Below are 20237 nucleotides of genomic sequence, written 5' to 3' on the forward strand. Positions count from 1 at the left end.
CCGAGTGGGAGGAGTCGGCCGTGCGCCGATGTGTCCGGGGGATCATGGTCGTCCTGGCCCTGTGCGGGTCGCTGGTCCCAGCGGTGTCCGCCCGGGCTGTCGAGGAGGGACGGGCCGCGCCGGTGCCGCTGGAGCGGCTGTTCGACAACGCGGCCGTCAGCGACGACAGCCGGCCCGCGGAGGCCGACTTCGACGGGGCCGGGGCCTCCCTGTCCGCGCAGGACCTCACCGCCGCGGGCTGGACGCCCGGCCGCGCTCTCACGGTGCAGGGCGCCCGGCTGACCTGGCCCGAGCGGCAGCCGGGTCAGCCGGACAACGTGCGCGCCGCCGGGCAGGACGTCCGGGTCACCGGGAGGGGTGACGCCCTCGCCTTCCTGGTGGCGGGCACCGGCGGCACGGAGGCGGGCGGCCCGGGGATGATCACGTACGCGGACGGCTCCCGCTCCGGTTACCGGCTGACCGCGCCGGACTGGCGCACCGGGCCGCTCGCCACCAAGGCCGTGTCCCTGCCGCACATCAACACGCCCGGCGGCCAACTCGCCCAGCGGGCCCGCCTGTACGTCGTGACCGTGCCGCTGGCCCCGGGGCGCGCGGTGACCTCGGTCCGGCTGCCGAGCGCGCCCGGCCTGCATGTCTTCGCGATGTCGGTGCGGACCGCCACGCGGGGCTGGACGGGCAGCTGGACCACCGCCACGGGCGGTTACGCGGCCATCGGCCCCTGGACGGACCGGACGCTGCGGCTGGTCGTGCACACCTCGGCCGGCGGGCCCCGCGTGCGGGTGCGGTTCGACAACACCTTCGCGTCGGCCCCGGTACGGATCGGGAGCGCGACGGTCGCTGTGCAGGCCTCGGGGGCGGCGTCGCGGGGCGCTCCCGTGGCGCTGGCCTTCGGAGGTGCGGCGGGCGTGACGATCCCGGCCGGGGGCCAGGCGTACGGCGATCCGCTCGGTTTCCCGGTCCCGGCGGACGCCAACCTGCTGGTGAGCTTCCATCTGCCCGGCACGGTGGCCGCGGCGCCCGTGCACGGGCTCGCGCAGCAGCGCTCCTACGTCAGCGAGCCGGGCGATCACACGGCGGACGGCGCCGCCGGGGCGTACACCTCGACGATCACTCGGTGGCCGCTGCTCACCGGGGTCGACGTGAGCGGCGGGCCCGGCTCCGTGGTGCTGCTCGGCGACTCGATCACCGACGGCGACAAGTCCACGCCCGACGCCAACCGGCGCTGGCCTGATGTCCTGGCCGCCCGGCTCCTGCGGCAGAGCGCCGTCCCGCGGTACGGCGTGCTGAACCTGGGCGTTTCGGGCAACCGCGTGGTCACCGACCGCTACCCGGGCGACGGGGTCTCCACGGACACGGCCGGGGTGAGCGCCCTGCACCGCTTCGACCGGGACGTCCTCGCCCAGCCGTCGGCGCGCACGGCCGTCGTCTTCGAGGGGGTGAACGACCTGCGGTGGGGGACCTCCGCGGAGCAGCTGATCACGGGGCTGCGTGAGCTCGCCGCGCGCGGGCACGCCCGGGGACTGCGGATGCTCGCGGCGACGATCCTGCCCTGCGAGGGCGAGGCGCGGTGCACCGCCGCCGTGGACGCCGAGCGGGGCGTGGTGAACGAGTGGATCCGCGAGGGCGGGGTCTTCGACGGTGTGCTCGACTTCGACGCGGTGGTCCGTGACCCCCAGCGGCCCTCCAGGATGCTCCCCGCCTACGACAGCGGGGACCATCTGCATCCGGGCGACGCGGGGCTGGCGGCCCTGGCGGACTCGGTCGACCTGGGGCTGCTGCGGCCCTAGACGTCCAGGTCCACGACCACGGGCGCGTGGTCGGAGGCGCCCTTGCCCTTGCGCTCCTCACGGTCCACGTACGCGTCGCCGACCGCCTTCGCGAAGGGTGCGTTGCCGTACACCAGGTCGATGCGCATGCCGCGGTTCTTCGGGAAGCAGAGCTGGCGGTAGTCCCAGTACGTGAACGGGTGCTCGTACTTCAGGGGACGCGGAACCACGTCCGACAGGCCGGCCTCGCGCAGGGAGGCCAGCGCGGCGCGCTCGGCGGCGGTGACGTGGGTGGAACCCTCGAAGAAGGCGGGGTCGAAGACGTCGTCGTCCGTCGGCGCCACGTTGTAGTCGCCCATCACCGCGAACGGGCGGCTGCCGGCCGCGTCACCGGCGACGGCCGCCTTGAGCGCCTCGAACCACTGGAGCTTGTAGGCGTAGTGGGGGTGGTCCACCTCACGGCCGTTCGGCACGTAGACCGACCAGACGCGGAGCGGGCCGCAGGTCGCCGAGATGGCGCGGGGCTCCACCGAGCCGTCGAAGCCGGGGTCGCCGGGCAGGCCCTTGACGACGTCCTCGATGCCGACGCGGGAGAGCACCGCCACGCCGTTCCACCGTCCGGTCGCGTGAACCGCCGACTCGTAGCCCAGCTCACGCAGTTGCTCCGCCGGGAACTGCTCCTCGGTGACCTTGGCCTCCTGGAGGCACAGCACGTCCGTGCCGCTGCTCTCCAGCCAGGCCAGGAGCCTCGGCAGGCGGGCGGTGATCGAGTTCACGTTCCAGGTCGCGATGCGCATGCCCCACAACCTACCCGGCGGGTCTGACAACCCCGCCCGGCCCCGTCAGACCTCGGCGGACTCCCCGGGGGTCAGCCGCAGGTGCTGGGCGCCGCCGAGCTGCCCGATCTGCCGGTCGTAGATCGGCCGGGCCAGGTCGGTGAGGAGGGCGTCGTGGATGTCGTAGGCGCGCTGCGGCTTCACCTCGCGCACGTAGTCGATGACCTCGGAGATCTTGCTCCAGGGGGCCATGACTGGGAGCATCAGCGTCTCCACCGGGTGGTCGGGGACGGTGAGGGCGTCGCCGGGGTGGAAGACCGTGCCGTCGTCGACGAGGTAGCCGACGTTGGTGATGCGCGGGATGTCCGGGTGGATCACCGCGTGGAGTTCGCCGTGCACCTGGACGTCGAAGCCCGCGGCGGTGAAGGTGTCGCCGTGGCCGACGGTGTGGACGCGGCCGGGGAAGGCGGCGGAGATCTTCTCCGCGACGGCCTTCAGGGTCCAGATCTCGGCCGCCGGGTTGCGCTCCAGCGCGGCGCGCAGCCGCGACTCGTCGAAATGGTCGGGATGCTCGTGGGTGACGAGGATCGCGTCCGCGCCGAGCGCGGCGTCCTCCTCGCTGAACCCGCCGGGATCGAGGACGAGGGTCCGGCCGTCCTTCTCCAGCCGGACGCAGGCGTGCGACTTCTTCGTGAGCTTCATGCGTCCATCCTGCCCCCGTCCTGCCTCCGCACTTCCCGCGGGCTCACTCCTGCGGTGTGGTCTCCTCGCGGATCACCTGCTGGGCCACCTTGAACGCGCTGTTGGCGGCCGGGACGCCGCAGTACACGGCCGCCTGGAGCAGCACTTCCTTGATCTCACCCGGGGTGAGGCCGTTGCGCAGGGCGGCTCTGGTGTGGAAGGCCAGCTCGTCCAGGTGGCCGCCCGCGACCAGGGCGGTGAGGGTGACGCAGCTGCGGGTGCGCCGGTCGAGGCCGGGGCGGTCCCAGATCTCGCCCCAGGCGTACCGGGTGACGAGCTCCTGGAAGTCGCCGGAGAAGTCGTCGGCCTGGGCGAGCGCCCGGTCGACGTGCGCGTCGCCCAGCACCTCGCGGCGGACCTTGATCCCGGCGTCGTACGGGTCGGGCCGTCCCGGGGCCTGCGGCGGTACGGCGACCGGGGCGATCTCGGCGACGGGCCCCGACTGCGGGGGCTGCGGCGGGGCGGTGGACAGGACCGGCTTGAGGGCGGCCTGGGGCAGGGCGGTCTGGCCGGTGGACATCTCGAAGGCGGGCTGCCAGGCGGTGGAGAAGTGCCGTACCAGCAGGTCGGTGACGGCCGCGGGCTGTTCCACCGGGACCAGGTGGGAGGCGCCCGGGACGACGGCGAGACGGGCGTCCGGGATGCCGGCGACCAGCGTGCGGGCCTCGGCGGGGCCGGTGACCTGGTCGTCCGATCCGACCAGGACCAGGGTCGGGACACCGACCCGCCCGAGTTCGGGGCGGACGTCGAACGAGGCGAGCGCCTCGCAGGAGGCGATGTAGCAGCCCGGGTCGGTGGTGCGCACCATCTGCACGGCCCACTCGGTGATCGCGGGCTGCGCGGCGGCGAACCCGCCGGTGAACCAGCGCTCCGGGGCGGTGCGGGCGATCGGGTCGAGGCCGTTCGTGCGGACGATCACGCCCCGCTGCCGGAACTCGTCGGCCGTGCCGAAGCGGGGCGAGGCGGCGATCAGCGCGAGCGAGGCGAGCGGCTCCGGGTGGCGCAGGGCCAGCTCGATGCCGACGGCGCCGCCGAGCGCGCAGCCCGCGTAGCCGAAGCGCTGCACGCCGAGCACCTCCAGGGTGGCCAGCAGCCGTGTGGCGATGTCCCCCACGGATCCCGCCGGGTACGCGGGAGCTCCGCCGTGGCCGGGCAGGTCGAACCGGAAGACGCGCCACTGCTTGGTCAGCTCGGGGATCTGGCGGTCCCACATGTGCCATGTGGTACCCAGTGAGGGACCGAGGATCAGGACCGGGGCCTCTTCTGGCCCGTCAAAGCGGTATTGCAGGGTGCTCGGTGGTGTCTCACTCACGTCCCAGACCCTCTCACGTCTCACGAAATCTCACACAGCCGGGGGAAGCCCACGGCTCGACGCATCCGTGGCTCGATTCGCCGGGCACTGCCGACGGCCTCGTCGGTCGAGTCTGCCTCGGTAGCGTCGGCGACATCGACGAGGTGGTCGCCGGCGAGGTTGGCGAGTTCACGCTTCTTGAGCGAGGACCACAGCAGTTCCACCGGGTTCAGCTCGGGAGCGTAGGCGGGTGATCGTTCCCGGGTGAGCCGGTCCTGTTCGGCGACCCAGGCCCGCATCGCTCCAGTGGGCGGACAGGCCGTCCCAGACCAGGACCACTCGCCTCACTGCGCGACGAGTGCGAACAGCCACGAGGACTCTCGTCGTCTGTGGCGGCCACGGCGGCCCCTGCCGGAACCACGAGGGCGGTCGGCCGTCCTCGCGCCGCCGGTGCCCGTGGTGATGCCTGCGCGCCCCCGCTGCACGACATCAGAGTCTGCCGCCTGCGACAGACTCACAGACTCTCCGGTACCGGCGCACGGCTCCCGTCGCCGAGCGGAACGACCAGCCGGAAGGTGCAGCCCTCGCCGGGCGCCGTGTCCAGTTCCACTCGTCCGCCGTGGCCCTGGGCGATCGCCGACGCGATGGCGAGGCCGAGTCCGCTGCCGCCTCGGTCGCGGGAACGCGAGGGATCGACCCGATAAAAGCGCTCGAAGACCCGATCGGCCTCCTCCGGGGCGAGTCCCGGCCCCCGGTCGACGACCTCGATCACGCCTGTCGGCGTGGACTCGGCCAAGGGCGGGCTCGGGCTGGTGCGGCCGGGCCGGTCGGTTCCGCCCCTGGTTGCTCCCGCCCGGGCGGTGCCCACGCGTACGTCGACGGGGGTGCCCGCGGGTGTGTGAACGAGGGCGTTGGACAGGAGGTTGTTGACGACCTGGAGCAGGCGGTCGGGGTCACCGACTGCCTCCACCAGGTCCAGGTCGCTGTCTTTGTTCTTCGTGTCCAGTGGGCTGAGCGTGATCCGGTGTTCGCCGTTGGCACGGACGGCCGCCGCGCTCACCGCGTCGGCCGCGAGCGAAAGCAGGTCGACGGGGTCGGCGCGAGAGGCCGACTGCTGGTCGAGCTTGGCGAGAAGCAGCAGGTCGTCGACCAAATGGTTCATGCGCTCGGCGTTGCGGGCGATTTGTTCGTCGGCCTCCCGACGCTGCTCGGCGGGACGGTCCGGGTGACGAAGGGCCAGTTGAGCGAAGCCCTGGACCGTGGTGAGGGGCGTGCGCAGTTCGTGTCCGGCGTCGGCGACGAAGCGGCGCAGCCTGGCCTCCGAGAACTCCCGCTGCCGCAGGGCGTGTTGGAGGCGGTCGAGCATGTCGTTGAGTACGGCGCCCAGGCGTCCGGTCTCGGTGCGCGGATCGGTGTCGGACAGCCGTAGGTCGAGGACCCCGGCGGTGATGCCCTGGGCCGTCTGCTCCATGCGGGTCAGCGGCAGCAGGCCGACGCGGACCACCGTGCGGCCCACTGCGATCAGACCGAGCACGGCTGCGCCCAGGGCGATCGCGTTGAGGGCCAACTGCTTGGACAAGGCTCCCTGGACTGTGTCGAGGGGCAGGGCGACCACGTAGGTGGTACCCCGCGCCGGCCCCTCCCTCCACAGAACCCTCCATTGGCCGTCGCCGGACTCGGCGGCGACTGTCGTTGCCCGTCCCCGTTTCAGATGCAGTTGGTCGCTGGACCGCGGGAGCTTCGGCCCCGGCTTGCTTCCGGCGCCGAGGGTGCCCTGCTGATCGCCCGAGGCCGTGTAGGAGGTGACCCGGAAGTCCGAAGGCAGGGTGCCGGAGTCCGGTGGGGGCGCGAAGACCGGCCCCACGGGCTGGGTGAAGGCGCGGTCCGGGAGCACGAAGTCGTTGAGCTGCTCATCGACCCGGTTCAGCAGCCAGGAGTGCATTCCCGTGACCCCGATCGCCTGCGCGGTCAGGACCACCGCCGCGGCCAGCAGGGTCACACCCCAGACGAGCCGTCCGCGCAGCGAACGGGGGCGCAGCGCCCAGCGGCGGCGGCTCACCGGTCAACTCCTGTTGGATGGCCCTGGGGAAGCCGCAGGCAGTAGCCAACTCCGCGCACGGTGTGCAACAGAGGCGGATCGAAGCGGTCGATCTTGCGGCGCAGGTACTTGATGTACGTCTCGACGATACGGCTGTCGCCCGCGAAGTCGTATCCCCAGACCTGATCGAGGATCTTGGTCTTGCTCAGCACCCGGTGGGGGTTCTCCATGAGGTAGGTGAGCAGCTTGAACTCGGTCGGGGACAGCGGGACGTACTCGCCGGCCCGGTGCACTTCGTGGGCGTACTCGTCCAGTTCGAGGTCGGCGAAGCGCAGGATTCCGTGGTCGGCACCCTCGGTCCCGAACGCACGGTCCGGGTGGGTGCGGCGCAGAATGGCGCCGATGCGCAGCAGCACCTCCTCGATGCTGAACGGCTTGGTCACGTAGTCGTCGCCGCCCGCACTCAGCCCCGCGATGCGGTCGGAGAGCTCACCACGGGCCGTCAGGAACAGCACCGGCGTCCGGACTCCGCCCGCGCGCAGCCTACGGGTGACTTCCAGGCCGTTCAGGTCGGGCAGCATGATGTCGAGGAGCACGAGGTCGGGCCGCCATTCCTCCACGTCCCGCAGGGCGTTCTGGGCTGTGGCGGAGCCGAGGACCTCGTAGCCGGACAGCCGCAGCGCCGACTCCAGCAGCATCCGGATGCTGGGGTCGTCCTCGACCACCAGGAGACGGCACGGAGCGGGCGCGGCGGCCGGGTCGGGCATGGTCCTGTGTGATCCATTCTCCGGGCGCTACTTGGCGCGGGTCTTGGCGGAGCAGTCGTACAAGGTCGTGCTCGTTCCGCCTATGATGCCGCCCGTCGTGGAGCCGCTGCCATCGGCGGTGCCGCCGTACTCCTTGGCGGGCACCTTGGTGCAGTTCCGGCCGATCCACGCGGACCGCTCGCCGGCCGCGTTGTTCTCGCCGCCCAACCCGAGGACGGTGCCACCGCCGGACGAGCCGAGTACGTAGCGCAGTTCGCCGTTCCTGGTCCACTTCTCCAGTTGCCGCACGGACGGGGCGTTGTCGTTGCCGCCGAAACCGCCCATGCCGATCACGGTGGCGTCGCTGTCCAGGATGTAGGTCGCCGCGCTGTTGGCGCCGCCCTCGACCGCGAGAGTGATACGCGTGCCCTCCGAATGCTCGACGGCGAAGTCGAGGATCTTGCGCTGGCCGGAGGTGAGAGAGGTCGCGCCGATTCCGGCGAACGCACCCGGAAGGCCGCCTGCGCCTGTGCCGCTGCCGATTCCCGGGAAGGAGGGGAGGGTGCCGCCGGTGCCGGACGACGGAGAGCCGGATCCGGAACCCCCGCCGGCTTCCGGCGCCTGGAAGCCTTCCGGGAGATCGCCACTGCCCTTGACTCCAGGTGCTTCGAAGCCTTCCGGCAGACTACCTCCGGACGTCCCACCCCCGCCGAAGGAAAGCGTCACCGGTCCGGCCGTCGGGTTGCCCCCGCCCAATCCGGATCCGGCCGTCACGCTCACGGCCCACGCGCCCGGGGCGAGCAGGATCGCCAGCACCGCTCCGCCGAGGGCAGCCGCCGTAAGCCTCGGCTTCAGTGTCGCGACGGCGAGCAATGTCGCCGCCACCAGCCCCAGTGCCAGTACCGGCCACGCCAGCCAGCCGTGCCAGGACGGGACCCGGCGGATGACGACCACCGCCCAGCCCACGGTCAGCAGCACGGTCCCGGCACCCACCGGGAGCGCCCAGCGGGCCCCGGCCCGATGCGCCCGCGCCAGCGCGGTGACGAGTCCGGCGGTCAACGCGGCGACAGCAGGGGTGAGTTGGGTCGTGTAGTACGGGTGGAACGTGCCTTCCTGGGTGGAGAAGACCAGGCCACACACCAGTAGCCAGGTCCCCCACAGCACCCACCCGGAGCCCGCCAGCGCCTCGCCCGCCGAGCCGCTGCCCCGTCGCCGCAGCACCACCCCGGTCACGGCGACGATCAGCGCCACGGCACTCACCGGCAACAGCCAGCTGATCTGCCCTGCCACCTGGTCGTCGAACAACCGCAGCAGTCCCGCCTCACCTCCGAACGCCCCGCCGATGTTGCCCAGGCCGCCGCTGCCCGCACTCTCGCCGAAGATCCGGCCGAGCCCGTTGTACCCGGTCACCAGGTTCCACGCGCCGCCGTCGGTGCTGCCGCCGATGTACGGTCGTTCCCCCGGCCACCAGGCGACCGTCGCGACCCACCAGAGCGAGGAGACGGCGCACACGGCACCGGCGATCAGCAGACGCCCGGTCCGTGCGACCCAGGTTCCGGTCGCACCGACCATCCAGGCCGCGGCGAGCGCCGGCAGCACCATCCAGGCCGCCATCATCTTCGTGAGGAAGCCGCAACCGATCAGGAATCCACTCGCGCACAGCCACCACGTGCCGTGCCGGACCGACTCGCACTGGAGGGCGCGGGTCAGCGCGTAGGCAGCGGTCACCAGGAAGAGCACCAGCAGCGTGTCGGGGTTGTTGTCCCGGTTGATCGCCACGGTGATCGGGGTCAGGGTCATCACCAGGGCGGCGAGGAGCGCCGCGCCCTCCCCCGCCCAGCGGCGGACTGTGCGGTGCAGGACGAAGACGGCGGCGACCCCCTCCAGCAGTTGGGGCAGGATCAGTGCCCAGCCGTGCAGGCCGAAGATCTTGCTGCTGATCACCTGTGGCCAGAGCGCGGCCGGGGGTTTGTCGACGGTGATGACGCCGGCGGGGTCGAAGGAGCCGAACAGGAAGTTCGTCCAGTTCCGGCCCATCGACTTCACGGCGGCCGAGTAGTAGCTGTTGCCCCAGCCGAGGGAGCCGAGCGCCCAGCCGTACAGCAGCGCGGACAGCAACAGGATCGCGCCGAGCGCGACGGGGGCGGCCGCCCGGCGCGGCAGAGCGCGGCCGATGACGAGAAGGCGCGTGACGATACCCGTCGTCGCCTCGGTGGTGTGGGTCACGGGGAAATCGCTCTCAGGTCTCGAGTCTCGGGCAGGGGTCAGGACGGGCGGTGGAACACGGCCAGCCTCAGCACCAGAAAGCGGATGCCGGTCACCAGGACCGAGGAGACGGCCAGGACGAGGGTCTCGGCGGCGGCCGACGCGTCCGGCACGGCGTTCCGGAAGACCAGCAAGGCCGCCGAGGTGATCAGGTAGCCGACGACGAACAGGGCCCCCGCGCCCGTATGAGCGCGACCTGCGCCGACACCGTCCGCGGAGTAGCGGAAGGTGAGTCGTCGGTTCGCCTCGGTGTTGAGGAGCGTGAGCACCAGCAGCGACACGAAGTTGGCCGCGGCCGGCTGCCACCAGCCGCGCAACAGCCAGTAGAGCAGGGCCTGCCCGACGGTCGAGCCGATGCCGATGACGACGAAGCAGGTGATCTGCCAGGCGAGCGCGGAACGGTCCGCGTCGGCGGCCAGGACCGCGTCGGGGTGCTCAGGGGCCGGTCGCGGGCGGGCCGGGACCGGGACGCGGGCGGCACCGGACGCCTTGAGGCGGGCCATGCGCCACAAGCCCTTGAGGTCATCGGTCGCGGTGCTGACGACGTCCACCCGGGTGTCGACGTCCTCCACCCAGTCGACGGGAACCTCATGGATACGCAGTCCGTTGTGCTCGGCGAGCAGCAGCAGTTCGGTATCGAAGAACCAGGCGTCGTCCTCGGTCTTCGACAACAGGGGATGCAGCGCGTCGGTGCGGGCGGCCTTGAATCCGCACTGGGCATCGCTGAAGCCTGCGCCGTGGGTGAGCCGGATCAGCGCGTTGTAGCAGCGGGAGATCAGCTCCCGGCGCGGTCCACGCACGGTGCGCGCACCGGAGGCGAGCCGGCTGCCGATGGCGAGGTCGGAATGGCCGCTGGCCAGCGGGGCGATCAGCGGCAGCAGCCCGTCGAGGCCGGTAGACAGGTCGACGTCCATGTAGACGACGATCTCGGCGGCGCTGGACCCCCAGACAGTGCGCAGTGCGAGCCCGCGTCCCTTGCGGTCGAGGTGCACGACCCCGACACCAGGCAGTTCCCCGGAGAGTTCCCGGGCCACCGCGAGGGTCCCGTCGACACTGGCGTTGTCCGCCACGGTGATCAACCAGGGGTAGGGCAACTCGTCGCGCAGCCGCGCGTGCAGGGTCCGGACGCAGCCGGGCAGCGCGCGTTCCTCGTTGTGGACCGGGATGACGATTTCGACGGTCGGCGTACGCGTCGCGATGGGATCCGCGCCGTCGGCGGGTGCTGGCGGCTGGAAACTCCGAGGCGTGCGCAAGCTACGGAATGTCTGCGTCATGGGTTCCTCAGTGATGGGGGTCGGTGGGTACGGCTCCCGTGCACACCCGCGTTCTGGCGGCGTGCCGGTCGACTCTGACCGGTACGGCAGGGGAAACCCGGGGAGACAGCTGTGAACTGACGGAGAGTCGGCTGCCAGTTCGTCCGCCACCCAACGGCGGGGTACGGCGCCGATCCTTGCGAGGGAAGCTGGGAGGACGAGGTCAGCGCCCGGGGAAACCGCCGAGAGAACGCTGTGCAACCACCCTGGAAACGGTCGTGTACGGCGATCGCGGTCCACGACCGCTGCCGCCGCGGGATGACGCGCTCGGGCCGGCTCGTCCTTACGCGCGCGAAGCAGACGCGCGTCTCGGCAACCCTCACTGGTCTTTCTGGCACGCGCAGTCCTGGCCGTCCGGAGCGAACCTCGTTCCGCCGCCGAGAGCGCCGAGGCCCTGGCACAGCAGCACCCCGAAGGCGGCTTCAAGACAACCGTCGTACGCACGGCCCTTGAAGGACTGGTTGCCGAGAACCACGCCCAGCGCAACCAGCAGGGCTCATCCGTGTTCTACGCTCCCGACTCGGCGGAGACTTCCGCGGACGCCAGCCAGAGCCCTGAAGCGACGACCTGACGGACAGGGTCACGAGCCGGCGGTGCTGTCCGGCCGTCGACTCCTCGGCGAGGTCCACCTTGACGGCCGGAAGCACCTGGATCATGCGGGCTGCGTAGGCGATCGTGGCGAAGACCGCGTTGCGGTGGCCGATCACCTGGCCCGCGCTCGGACGTCTGCGACCAGGACGAGGTCGCAGCTGCACGAGAGCGCGCTGCGGCTGGTGGAGTCGACGCAGTACTCGGTGGCGGAGCCGGTCACGACCACCCGCCGCACTCCGTGGTCACGCAGGAGCTCGTCGAGCGGTGTGGCCTGGGAAGGAGTCGGCACTGTCCTGGTCGACCACGATGTTGTCCGGTTCCGGAGCCACCGCCGATGGATGTCGAGCAGTTCGGCCGGCATCGGGGAGGTCGACCCGCAGCCGTAGATAGACAACCGGTACACCGGCCGCGAGGGCGCGTCCAGTCAGTTCGGCGACGCGTGCAAAGCAGGCCTCGGCGTCGTGGGCCTCTGCCCAAGGAGCCACCTTCAGGTCGACGATGAGCAGCGCGGTGTCCGGCACGGCGGCCCGGCCGACCTATCCGCGTGTGACGCCCTGCGAACACCTGGCTTGAGCGGGACTGACCGGCCCCGCGCCCGGCCGTACCTTCACCAGTCCCGCCATCAGGTGATGTCGATGCCGGTGAGCGTTCTCACCTCGCTCGCAGCGTGATCGGCTCCGTCCGTCGCCGCCCGACGGCTGAACCGGCTGCCCGCCCACGCCAGCAGAAACCCGACGGGAACGGTGACCACCCCGATGTTCTGCAGCGGGAACCACTGGAAATCGAGATCAGGAAACAGTGCCGTCGGAGTGCCCGACACTGTCGGGCTTCCGAGCTGCAGCACGATGCAACAGGCCAGTCCGCCGTACAGGGACCAGAGCGTCCCCGTGCGGGTGACGCCTCTCCCGAAAAGGGTCTTGAGCAAGGTGGGAAGGATGACCGAGGCCGCGACCGTGACGGCGAAGGAGACGAGGAACACCAGCCGCCACTGGTGCAGCACGACAGCGAGCAACACGCTCATCACCCCGAGGCCGACGACCGTCCAGCGTGCTGTGGCCACTTCGCGTCCCTCGCTCACCCAGACCCGCAGACGCTCTCGCGCAATGACGTCACGGACCAGCGAGGCTGCGCCGGCCAGGGTCAGCCCCGCCACCGATCCCAGAGAGGCAAGGAACACCGCGCAGGACAGAAAGGTGAACATGAGGCCTTCGCGGCCGCCGGAGATCTGTGCGGACAGCATCAGCAGCGCTGTGTTGCCTGTGGCGTCGCTCGCACCGATGGCAGCGCCGCCCACGAGAGCCGCGGCTCCCAGCCCGAGGACCACCAGTACCCCCCAGAACAGCACCTGATAGAGGGTGGCGTGCCGGACCGAGCGACGGGAGGACCGCCCGTTTCGTGAGGCGCTCACACGCATCAGCATCATGGGAAGGACACTTGAGCCGAGCGTGACGGCGAGGCACACGGAGATGAACTCCAGTCTCCCGGTCGACGACGCACCGAACAGCAACCCGGACGTGCCGAAGGCATCGCCTCTGCCGCTGCCCTGAGCGGCCGCCGACAGCAGAGCCCCGAGACTCCAGTCGAAGCGCCGGACGACAACGAGTGCCGCCGCTGCGAGCACGGCGAACAGAAGCAGGGCCTTGCCCGCCGCCAGCATGCTGCTCCCCCGCATCCCCCCGAACGCCGCGAAAGTGATCATCAGCAGACCGATCATCACCGTGCAAGCCAGCGCGGATCCTGATCCGTGGAGCCCGAGAAGAAAGGAGATGGCATGGCCGGCCACCGTGAGTTGGACGACGGTGAGAGGCACGCACACCACCAGCGTGACCACTCCGCCCGCAATCCTCACGCGGGAGCCCGGCGTACGCCTTTCCAGAACGCCACCCAAAGTGAACTGCCCGGTGTTGCGCAGTGGTTCGGCCAGCAGTGCCAGCATCACGAGGCCGGTGACGGCGCATGCCGCAGCGACCAAACCGTCGTAACCATTCAACGCGATCATGCCGACCGGTGCGGACAATGATGTCACCAAGATGTAGTCACCGCTCATGGCCAGGGCGTTCTGCACCATCGGCAATGACCGGTCGGCAGCGAAGAAGTCGGCGGTCCGGTCGTCGGCGTCACGGACTCCGATCACCAGGCAGAGGAAGAAGGCGCAGCAGGTGACGAGAAGGAACGCGCTCACAGGGGACCCGAGGCCGCCGGAGGCGAGCATCGAAGCGCTGTGCGTGGTCACGGCCGTACCACCGAACCGGATGAGAAAGTGCCGGCCACGGCCCGTAGTTCATCTGCGTACCGATCGCCGAGGGCTGCACAGGCCCGGTCGTACCAGACGACGGATACCAGCACGGTGAACGCCTGGCAGGCGACCAGCACCAGGCCCCACGGGAGCTGCCCGGCAACATGAGTGGCCAGTTGGTCGCCGAACAGGAGGAGCGCGAGCAGAGCGGAGACATTCACCGCCACCAAGCATCGACGTGCTCTCACCGACGCGACGCGCAACCGGGCCAGTGAAGGGTGCTCGGACAGGCCGGAGCCACAGTCATCGGATCTGTGTGGCGGGGCTTCGAAGAATGACACGTGTTGCTCCTGAGCGGGGAGAAAAGACAAGGACCCGAGCCGTGGGCTCCGGAATCTGAGGGACTTCCGTCATCGCAGGGCACAACGGAAGCACCGGAACGAAGTCACACGTCCGTGATACGGAGGCCGGCATGCCTCTTGTAGCGGCGGTTGACCGAGATGAGGTTGGCCACCAAAGCCTCGACCTGATGAGCGTTGCGCAGGCGGCCGGCGTAGATCCCGCGCATGCCGGGGATGCGGTCGACGAGGGCTTGGACGGTGTCGGTGTCAGCGCGGTTGTCCCCGAGGACCAGGACATCGGTCTCGATGGCGTCGATGGCGGAGTCCGTCAGCACAGTTGCTGACAGATGGTGGAAGGCGGCCGTGACGCGGGCTTCCGGAAGAAGCGCGGCGGCCTGCTGGGCGGCACTGCCTTCTTCGGGGTGAAGGGCGTACGCCCCCATGGAGTCGAAGCCCAGGGGGTTGACGGAGTCGATGACGAGTTTGCCTGCCAGTTCCTCGCGCACTTCCTTGAGCGTGGCCGCGTGTCCCTCCCAAGGCACCGTGACGATCACGATGTCGCTGTACCGGGCCGCTTCGATGTTGGAGTATCCGGTGAGGCCGAGTTCGGCGGCCGTGGCCTGAGCACGCTCGGGTGCTCGGGAGCCGATGACGACCGCTTGTCCTGCTCGGGCAAGGCGGTAGGCAAGGCCACGGCCCTGTGGTCCGGTTCCGCCCAGGATGCCGACGGTCAGCTGCGAGACATCGACGGCGCTGGAGGCTGTTCGTGCCGGCGCGGGCGTCTGCACGGGCGCGTCAGGAAAGCTCACGGTTCGTGATCCATTCTGGGATGTGCTGGTGGGACAGCGTGAGTGAGGGGGATCGTGGACTCGATGGCGGCGCGGGTGTAGACGCCGACACCGAGTCGGAGGGCGAGCATGAGGTCGTCGACGGTGTCCACGTCGAGACGGACGCTCGGCGCCTCCACGTCGGTAATCTCGACTGCGCCGCCGCGCAGGTGACGCAAGCGGGAGTTGTGTTCGAAGGCTGGTTTCAGCAGTCGCGGGTGAGCAGCCGCCAGCAGGGTGGTGCCCTCTCGTCCGTGGTCCGCGAGGAACGTCCGATCGTGGGCGGCGGCCGACGCCAGGACCTCATCCAGTTCGGCGCTTCGAAGTGCCGGCAGATCCGCTGTCAGAACGACGATGGAACGCTTCGGTGCCAAGGTCTCCGCGGAGAGGGCCGCGATGCGGACAGCTCGGTTGAGTCCGCGTGAAGGATGGTCGGAGATGGGCGTGGCGCCTCGGGAGCGCGCCTCGGCGGCTGCGTTCCTGTCAGAGGTGACGACAAGAATCTGAGCGACGGCGGCGGTGTCGAGTACTGCCACAAGAGTGTCTTTGAAGAAAGCCCAAGCCAATTCCCGGCGCGAGAAGGCCAGTCGGCTTTTGGCTCGGTGCAACGGTTTCACCGGCAGCACGACAGTCCACTCGGGCGCCACGGCCCTCACTCCCCCGGCGCCGCGGACGCCACCGCAACGTCCAGTACGGGCAGCAGTTGTGGCAGGTGACCGTCGGATGCCTGTGCCGTCCGCTGCCGTTCCCGGGGCACCTGCCCGTAGAGCGTGGTGCGCGGGCGGGCGGGACGGCCCGCCGCCTGTGCGACCGCGGTCAGGTCCCTCACCGACTTGTACGAGCCGTAGGAGGAGCCCGCCATCCGCGAGATCGTCTCCTCCATCAGGGTGCCGCCGAGGTCGTTGGCGCCCGAGCGCAGCATCCGTGCCGCGCCCTGCGTGCCGAGCTTGACCCAGCTTGTCTGGATGTTGGGTATCCACGGGTGCAGGAGCAGCCGGGCCATCGCGGTGACCGCCAGGTTGTCCCGCATCGACGGCCCCGGGCGGGCGATACCGGCCAGGTAGACGGGGGCGTTGGCGTGGATGAACGGCAGCGTCACGAACTCCGTGAAGCCGCCGGTGCGTTGCTGGATGGCGGCCAGTGTGCGCAGGTGGCCCAGCCAGTGCCGTGGCTGATCCACATGGCCGTACATCATCGTCGACGAGGAGCGCAGGCCGACCTCGTGCGCGGTCTCGATCACCTCGATCCAGGTCGCGGTGGGCAGTTTGCCCTTGGTCAGCACCCAGCGGACCTCGTCGTCCAGGATTTCGGCGGCCGTGCCGGGAATCGAGTCCAGGCCGGCCTCCCTGGCCGCGGTCAGCCACTCCCGGATCGACAGGCCGGTGCGGGTCGCCCCGTTGACGACCTCCATCGGCGAGAATGCGTGCACATGCATCCCCGGCACTCGCTCCTTGACCGCTTTCGCGATGTCGAAGTACGCGGTGCCGGGTAGGTCCGGATGGATGCCACCCTGCATGCACACCTCGACCGCGCCCACCTCCCAGGCCTGCTGGGCCCGGTCGGCCACCTGGTCCAGGGACAGCGTGTAGGCGTCCGCATCCGTCCGCCGCTGCGCGAACGCGCAGAAACGACAGCCCGTGTAGCACACGTTGGTGAAGTTGATGTTCCGCGTGACGATGTAGGTCACCTCGTCACCGACCACGGATTTCCGCACGTCGTCGGCGACCTTGCACAGGGCCTCCAGCGCCGGGCCGTCCGTGTGCAGCAGGGCCAGGGCCTCGGCGTCGGTCAGCTTCGTGGGGTCGTCGGCCGCCACCCGCAACGCCTGCCGTACGTCGGTGTCGATGCGCTCGGGCACCATTCCGGGGGCGGCGGCCTCGCGCAGGGCGCCCCAGTCGCCGTACACCTCGTCGAAGTCGTCGCGGCGGTCGGTCGTACGGCCCTCGGTGTCGATGGTGGCGTGCAGATCCGTACGGCCGGACGCGACGAAGCCCTCGTCGGGTTCCTGCCACGGGTGGCCCTCGACCACTGCGTCCGGGCGGGCGAGGCCCGTGTCCGGATCGGCCAGCGCGCGCACGTGCGGCAGCAGCCGCGGGTCCAGCCATGGCTCGCCGCGCCCTACGAACTCCGGGTACACGCACAGCCGTTCACGCAACTCGAACCCGGCCTTGCGTGAGCGCTCGGTCAGCTCCTCGATCTGCGGCCAGGGGCGCTCGGGGTTGACATGGTCGACGGTGAGGGGGCTCACGCCGCCCCAGTCGTCGATGCCGGCGGCTATGAGCCGCTCGTACTCACTGTCGACGAGGTTCGGCGGGGCCTGGATGCTGCCGCTCGGCCCCATGATCAGGCGGGCCACTGCTACGGCGGCCACCAGTTCGTCCAGCTCGGCGTCCGGCATGCCGCGCATCGCGGTGTCCGGCTTTGCGCGGAAGTTCTGGATGATCAGTTCCTGGATCGCGTGGTACGAGCGTTCCGTGCGCCGGAGCGCGAAGAGGGAGTCGGCACGCTCCTCGTAGGTCTCGCCGATGCCGATGAGGATGCCCGAAGTGAAGGGGACGGAGCAGCGCCCGGCGTCCTCCAGGACCCGCAGCCGCACGGCAGGCTCCTTGTCCGGGGAGCCGTAGTGAGGGCCGCCGGGCTCCGACCAGAGCCGGGTCGCCGTGGTCTCCAGCATCATGCCCATGCTCGGCGCGACCGGCTTGAGCCGCTGGAAGTCGGTCCAGGACAGGACGCCCGGGTTCAGGTGGGGCAGCAGGCCGGTCTCCTCCAGGATGCGGATGGAGATGGCGCGGACGTAGGCGATGGTGTCGTCGTAGCCGTGCGCGTCGAGCCACTCGCGCGCCTCCGGCCAGCGGTGCTCGGGCTTGTCGCCGAGGGTGATCAGGGCTTCCTTGCAGCCCAGCGCGGCCCCCTTGCGGGCGATGTCCAGGATCTCGTCGAGAGACATGAACATGCCGTGACCGGCCCGGCGCAGCCTGCCGGGCACCGTCACGAAGGTGCAGTAATGGCACTTGTCCCGGCACAGCCGCGTCAGCGGAATGAAGACGCTCTTCGAGTACGTGATGACGCCGGGACGGCCCGCCTGCACAAGACCCGCGTCGCGCACCCGGGCAGCGGACCCGGTCAGATCCTCCAGAGCCGCACCACGGGCCTGGAGCAACACCGCCGCCTCCCCCACATCAAGAGCGACACCGTCCCGGGCACGTTTCAGAGCGCGACGCATCGAGTTCTCGGTCGGCCGGGTGGCGGAGTCTGCAGAATGGGAACCGGTCATGTCGCTCACAGCTGTCCTGGCTCGGGTGGAGTTGGCACCGAACTGCGTGATCGGGGTCCGATCGTGGTGTCGGCCATGGCCGTTTCAAGGAGGTCGGCCGAAGATTGCAGCCGTGCAGGTCCGGTGGTCCCGCACGGCGCCGGGCGAGTCATGACTTGAGTCCGAGGTCACGACCGACGATCTCCATCATGATCTCGCTTGTGCCGGCGTAGATCGTCGATGCCCTGCCGTCGACGAAGGCGCGGGCGACCGGGTACTCCCGCATGTAGCCGTAACCGCCGTACAGCTGCTGGCAGCGGTACGCGACCCTTTGCTGCAGTTCGGTGGCGGCGAACTTGGCCATCGCCGCCTCCGCCGGGGACAGTTCGCCCTGCACGACTCGCATGATGCTGTGGTCGAGAAAAACGCGGCTGGTGCGCAGCTCCGTGGCGAGAGACGCCAGGCCGAACATGTTGTACTGCATGGACCCGATGGTCTGGCCGAACGCGCGGCGCACGGAAACGTAGTCGAGGGTCTCCGTGAACACTCCCTCGGCAGCCGCCAGGGCCGTCACGGCGACCGACATCCGTTCCACCGCGAGATTGCCCATCAGCGCGGTCCAAGCGGTGCCCGGCTCGCCCAGCACACAGTCGGCCGGTACGAACACGTCATTGAAGAACAGTTCTGCTGTGTCCTGCGAGGAGAGGCCGATCTTCTTGATCGGGTTGCCCCGAGCGAACCCGGCACTGTTCGCGTCGACGACCAGCAGGCTCAGGCCCCGACGGCCTGCGTCCGGGTCCGTGCGGGTCAGGACGAGGAACCGGTTCGCGGTGATGCCATTGCTGATGAACGTCTTGCTGCCGCTGAGCAGGTAGCCACCATCGACCGGCACCGCTCGGCATTGCACCTGTCCGAGATCACTGCCGGCGCCGGGTTCCGAGAGCGCCAACGCCATGGTGCTCGACCCGTCCGCGAGACCCGGCAACCATCGCAGTTTCTGCTCTGCGGTGCCCAACGAGGTGAGGTACGGACCGACGAGATCGTTGAGGCCGCACACCCCCATCGACACTCCGATACCGCCGACGCGCGCCAGTTCCTCATTGATCAGAACGCTGAAGCGGAAGTCGTCCAGGCCAAGACCGCCGTGCTCGGGCTCGAACGCGAGACCGAGCAGGCCGACCTCTGCAGCTTTGAGATAGAACTCGCGGGAGACAAAGCCCTGCTCGTCCCACAGTTCGAGGTTGGGAACCACCTCGGCCGCCACGAACTGGCGGACGACTTCCCTGAACTCATCGTGAGAGGAGTCGAAAAGCTCACGCTTCAGTCCAGCGGGTGAGCAATTCGACTGAGAGCGATCTCGGTTCACGTGAGGTCACCGGTCCTTCCGCGGCTTGTCAGCCGGACAGATCAAGCGATGAGGCATCGTGTCTCCTCGCATCGTGCATATGGGTAGGCGCTTCCCACGCCAGGACGGCGTGGTCCCCCCTGACATGGCTTTTGAAGATTGGGGGCCCTACGACCGTCGCTGCGTTTCGGCGGATGCACGTTCGCGCGGGAGGCGGCACACACGATGACCGGTGCACTCGGGCCGCCTGTGGTGTCCACCCCGTGAGCGATCAGGAAACTCGTCCCCGAAGGAACGGGGGCGCGCTGAAGCCTGGCGCCGGGTGGACTCCGATGTCAGGTCCAGGTGCCTTGTGCCACCTGGACCGTGGTGTGTTGATGCTTCGCACACAGTCACCCACTGACGCGTGGGTGGTGTGTCATCGGGTCGCGGCGATGATGTTCTCGCCGTAGTAGGCAAGGTCGTCGAGTGCCTTCTCCGCCGAGGTCGGATCGATGGCCAGCGACGTCCAGGTCACCCCGATCTCCGCGAGCGCGTGAATGTGATCGATCCGCTCCGCCAGCGAGGCATCCGCCTCCGGACGCGCCGTACCCGGCGCGGCGATGTCGATCGTATCCGGATCACGGCCCAGGTCCGCCGCATGCTGCTTGAGCTCCCGGATCTGCCGCGCGAACTGGTCATCCGACAGAATCGGAGACGTGTGCGCCA

Annotated in this window: 17 protein-coding genes; 1 reads left to right on the forward strand and 16 read right to left on the reverse strand. The window is 69.9% G+C overall.

Features of this window, described 5'->3' with window-relative positions:
• Positions 1-44 precede the first annotated feature (44 nt).
• Positions 45-1787: an SGNH/GDSL hydrolase family protein gene (locus AB0F04_RS03485; RefSeq protein WP_362037347.1), complete on the forward strand. Its 1743-nt coding sequence runs from the start codon at positions 45-47 to the stop codon at positions 1785-1787.
• Here the strand turns inward: AB0F04_RS03485 and AB0F04_RS03490 are convergent.
• The 16 genes from AB0F04_RS03490 to AB0F04_RS03565 form a co-directional block, all read right to left on the reverse strand.
• The gene (locus tag AB0F04_RS03490) at positions 1784-2563 is read right to left on the reverse strand and encodes an exodeoxyribonuclease III (protein ID WP_362037249.1); all 780 of its coding nucleotides are present in this window, start codon (positions 2561-2563) and stop codon (positions 1784-1786) included. The two genes, AB0F04_RS03485 and AB0F04_RS03490, sit on opposite strands and share 4 nt — an antisense overlap.
• Before the next feature lie 45 nt (positions 2564-2608).
• On the reverse strand, positions 2609-3244 hold the full coding sequence (locus AB0F04_RS03495) for an MBL fold metallo-hydrolase (RefSeq protein ID WP_362037251.1): 636 nt from the start codon (positions 3242-3244) through the stop codon (positions 2609-2611).
• Between the two features lie 43 nt (positions 3245-3287).
• Positions 3288-4595 (reverse strand): 4-carboxymuconolactone decarboxylase, encoded by a 1308-nt coding sequence (gene pcaC, locus AB0F04_RS03500; RefSeq protein WP_362037252.1) that lies wholly within the window; start codon positions 4593-4595, stop codon positions 3288-3290.
• A 20-nt stretch (positions 4596-4615) separates the two neighbouring features.
• Positions 4616-4873: a transposase gene (locus AB0F04_RS03505; RefSeq protein ID WP_362037254.1), complete on the reverse strand. Its 258-nt coding sequence runs from the start codon at positions 4871-4873 to the stop codon at positions 4616-4618.
• A gap of 215 nt (positions 4874-5088) precedes the next feature.
• On the reverse strand, positions 5089-6633 hold the full coding sequence (locus AB0F04_RS03510) for a HAMP domain-containing sensor histidine kinase (protein ID WP_362037257.1): 1545 nt from the start codon (positions 6631-6633) through the stop codon (positions 5089-5091).
• Positions 6630-7379 carry a response regulator transcription factor gene (locus AB0F04_RS03515; protein ID WP_362037259.1) on the reverse strand — a complete coding sequence of 250 codons (750 nt, stop codon included), beginning with the start codon at positions 7377-7379 and terminating at the stop codon, positions 6630-6632. The genes AB0F04_RS03510 and AB0F04_RS03515 overlap by 4 nt, the downstream gene beginning before the upstream one ends.
• A 27-nt stretch (positions 7380-7406) precedes the next feature.
• Entirely contained in the window at positions 7407-9584 is a 2178-nt protein-coding gene (locus tag AB0F04_RS03520; protein WP_362037261.1) for a glycosyltransferase family 39 protein, read from the reverse strand.
• A 38-nt stretch (positions 9585-9622) separates the two neighbouring features.
• Positions 9623-10822 carry a glycosyltransferase gene (locus AB0F04_RS03525; protein WP_362037348.1) on the reverse strand — a complete coding sequence of 400 codons (1200 nt, stop codon included), beginning with the start codon at positions 10820-10822 and terminating at the stop codon, positions 9623-9625.
• Between the two features lie 817 nt (positions 10823-11639).
• Positions 11640-11816: an isochorismatase family protein gene (locus AB0F04_RS03530; RefSeq protein ID WP_362037264.1), complete on the reverse strand. Its 177-nt coding sequence runs from the start codon at positions 11814-11816 to the stop codon at positions 11640-11642.
• Positions 11817-12149: 333 nt separating this feature from the next.
• The gene (locus AB0F04_RS03535) at positions 12150-13760 is read right to left on the reverse strand and encodes a cation acetate symporter (protein ID WP_362037266.1); all 1611 of its coding nucleotides are present in this window, start codon (positions 13758-13760) and stop codon (positions 12150-12152) included.
• Entirely contained in the window at positions 13757-13984 is a 228-nt protein-coding gene (locus AB0F04_RS03540; protein WP_362037268.1) for a hypothetical protein, read from the reverse strand. The genes AB0F04_RS03535 and AB0F04_RS03540 overlap by 4 nt, the downstream gene beginning before the upstream one ends.
• A gap of 224 nt (positions 13985-14208) precedes the next feature.
• Complete coding sequence (npdG, locus tag AB0F04_RS03545) at positions 14209-14892, reverse strand: NADPH-dependent F420 reductase (RefSeq protein ID WP_362037350.1); 684 nt, start codon at positions 14890-14892, stop codon at positions 14209-14211.
• Positions 14893-14909: 17 nt separating this feature from the next.
• Entirely contained in the window at positions 14910-15578 is a 669-nt protein-coding gene (gene cofC, locus AB0F04_RS03550) for a 2-phospho-L-lactate guanylyltransferase (protein ID WP_362037270.1), read from the reverse strand.
• A gap of 5 nt (positions 15579-15583) precedes the next feature.
• The gene (locus AB0F04_RS03555; protein WP_362037271.1) at positions 15584-18205 is read right to left on the reverse strand and encodes a bifunctional FO biosynthesis protein CofGH; all 2622 of its coding nucleotides are present in this window, start codon (positions 18203-18205) and stop codon (positions 15584-15586) included.
• A 148-nt stretch (positions 18206-18353) separates the two neighbouring features.
• On the reverse strand, positions 18354-19508 hold the full coding sequence (locus AB0F04_RS03560) for an acyl-CoA dehydrogenase family protein (RefSeq protein WP_362037352.1): 1155 nt from the start codon (positions 19506-19508) through the stop codon (positions 18354-18356).
• A gap of 439 nt (positions 19509-19947) precedes the next feature.
• Positions 19948-20237 (reverse strand): hypothetical protein (locus AB0F04_RS03565; RefSeq protein ID WP_362037272.1); only part of this gene is annotated, 290 nt, incomplete at its 5' end.

Origin of the sequence: Streptomyces sp. NPDC029041 (assembly GCF_040637515.1) — a bacterium.
Taxonomy (GTDB): domain Bacteria; phylum Actinomycetota; class Actinomycetes; order Streptomycetales; family Streptomycetaceae; genus Streptomyces.

Excerpts from the sequence above, each read along its gene's own strand:
- AB0F04_RS03555 (WP_362037271.1), bottom strand. The coding sequence starts at position 18,205 with ATGACCGGTTCCCATTCTGCAGACTCCGCCACCCGGCCGACCGAGAAC.
- AB0F04_RS03515 (WP_362037259.1), bottom strand. The coding sequence starts at position 7,379 with ATGCCCGACCCGGCCGCCGCGCCCGCTCCGTGCCGTCTCCTGGTGGTC.
- AB0F04_RS03495 (WP_362037251.1), bottom strand. The coding sequence starts at position 3,244 with ATGAAGCTCACGAAGAAGTCGCACGCCTGCGTCCGGCTGGAGAAGGAC.
- AB0F04_RS03505 (WP_362037254.1), bottom strand. The coding sequence starts at position 4,873 with ATGCGGGCCTGGGTCGCCGAACAGGACCGGCTCACCCGGGAACGATCA.
- AB0F04_RS03485 (WP_362037347.1), top strand. The coding sequence starts at position 45 with ATGGTCGTCCTGGCCCTGTGCGGGTCGCTGGTCCCAGCGGTGTCCGCC.
- AB0F04_RS03490 (WP_362037249.1), bottom strand. The coding sequence starts at position 2,563 with ATGCGCATCGCGACCTGGAACGTGAACTCGATCACCGCCCGCCTGCCG.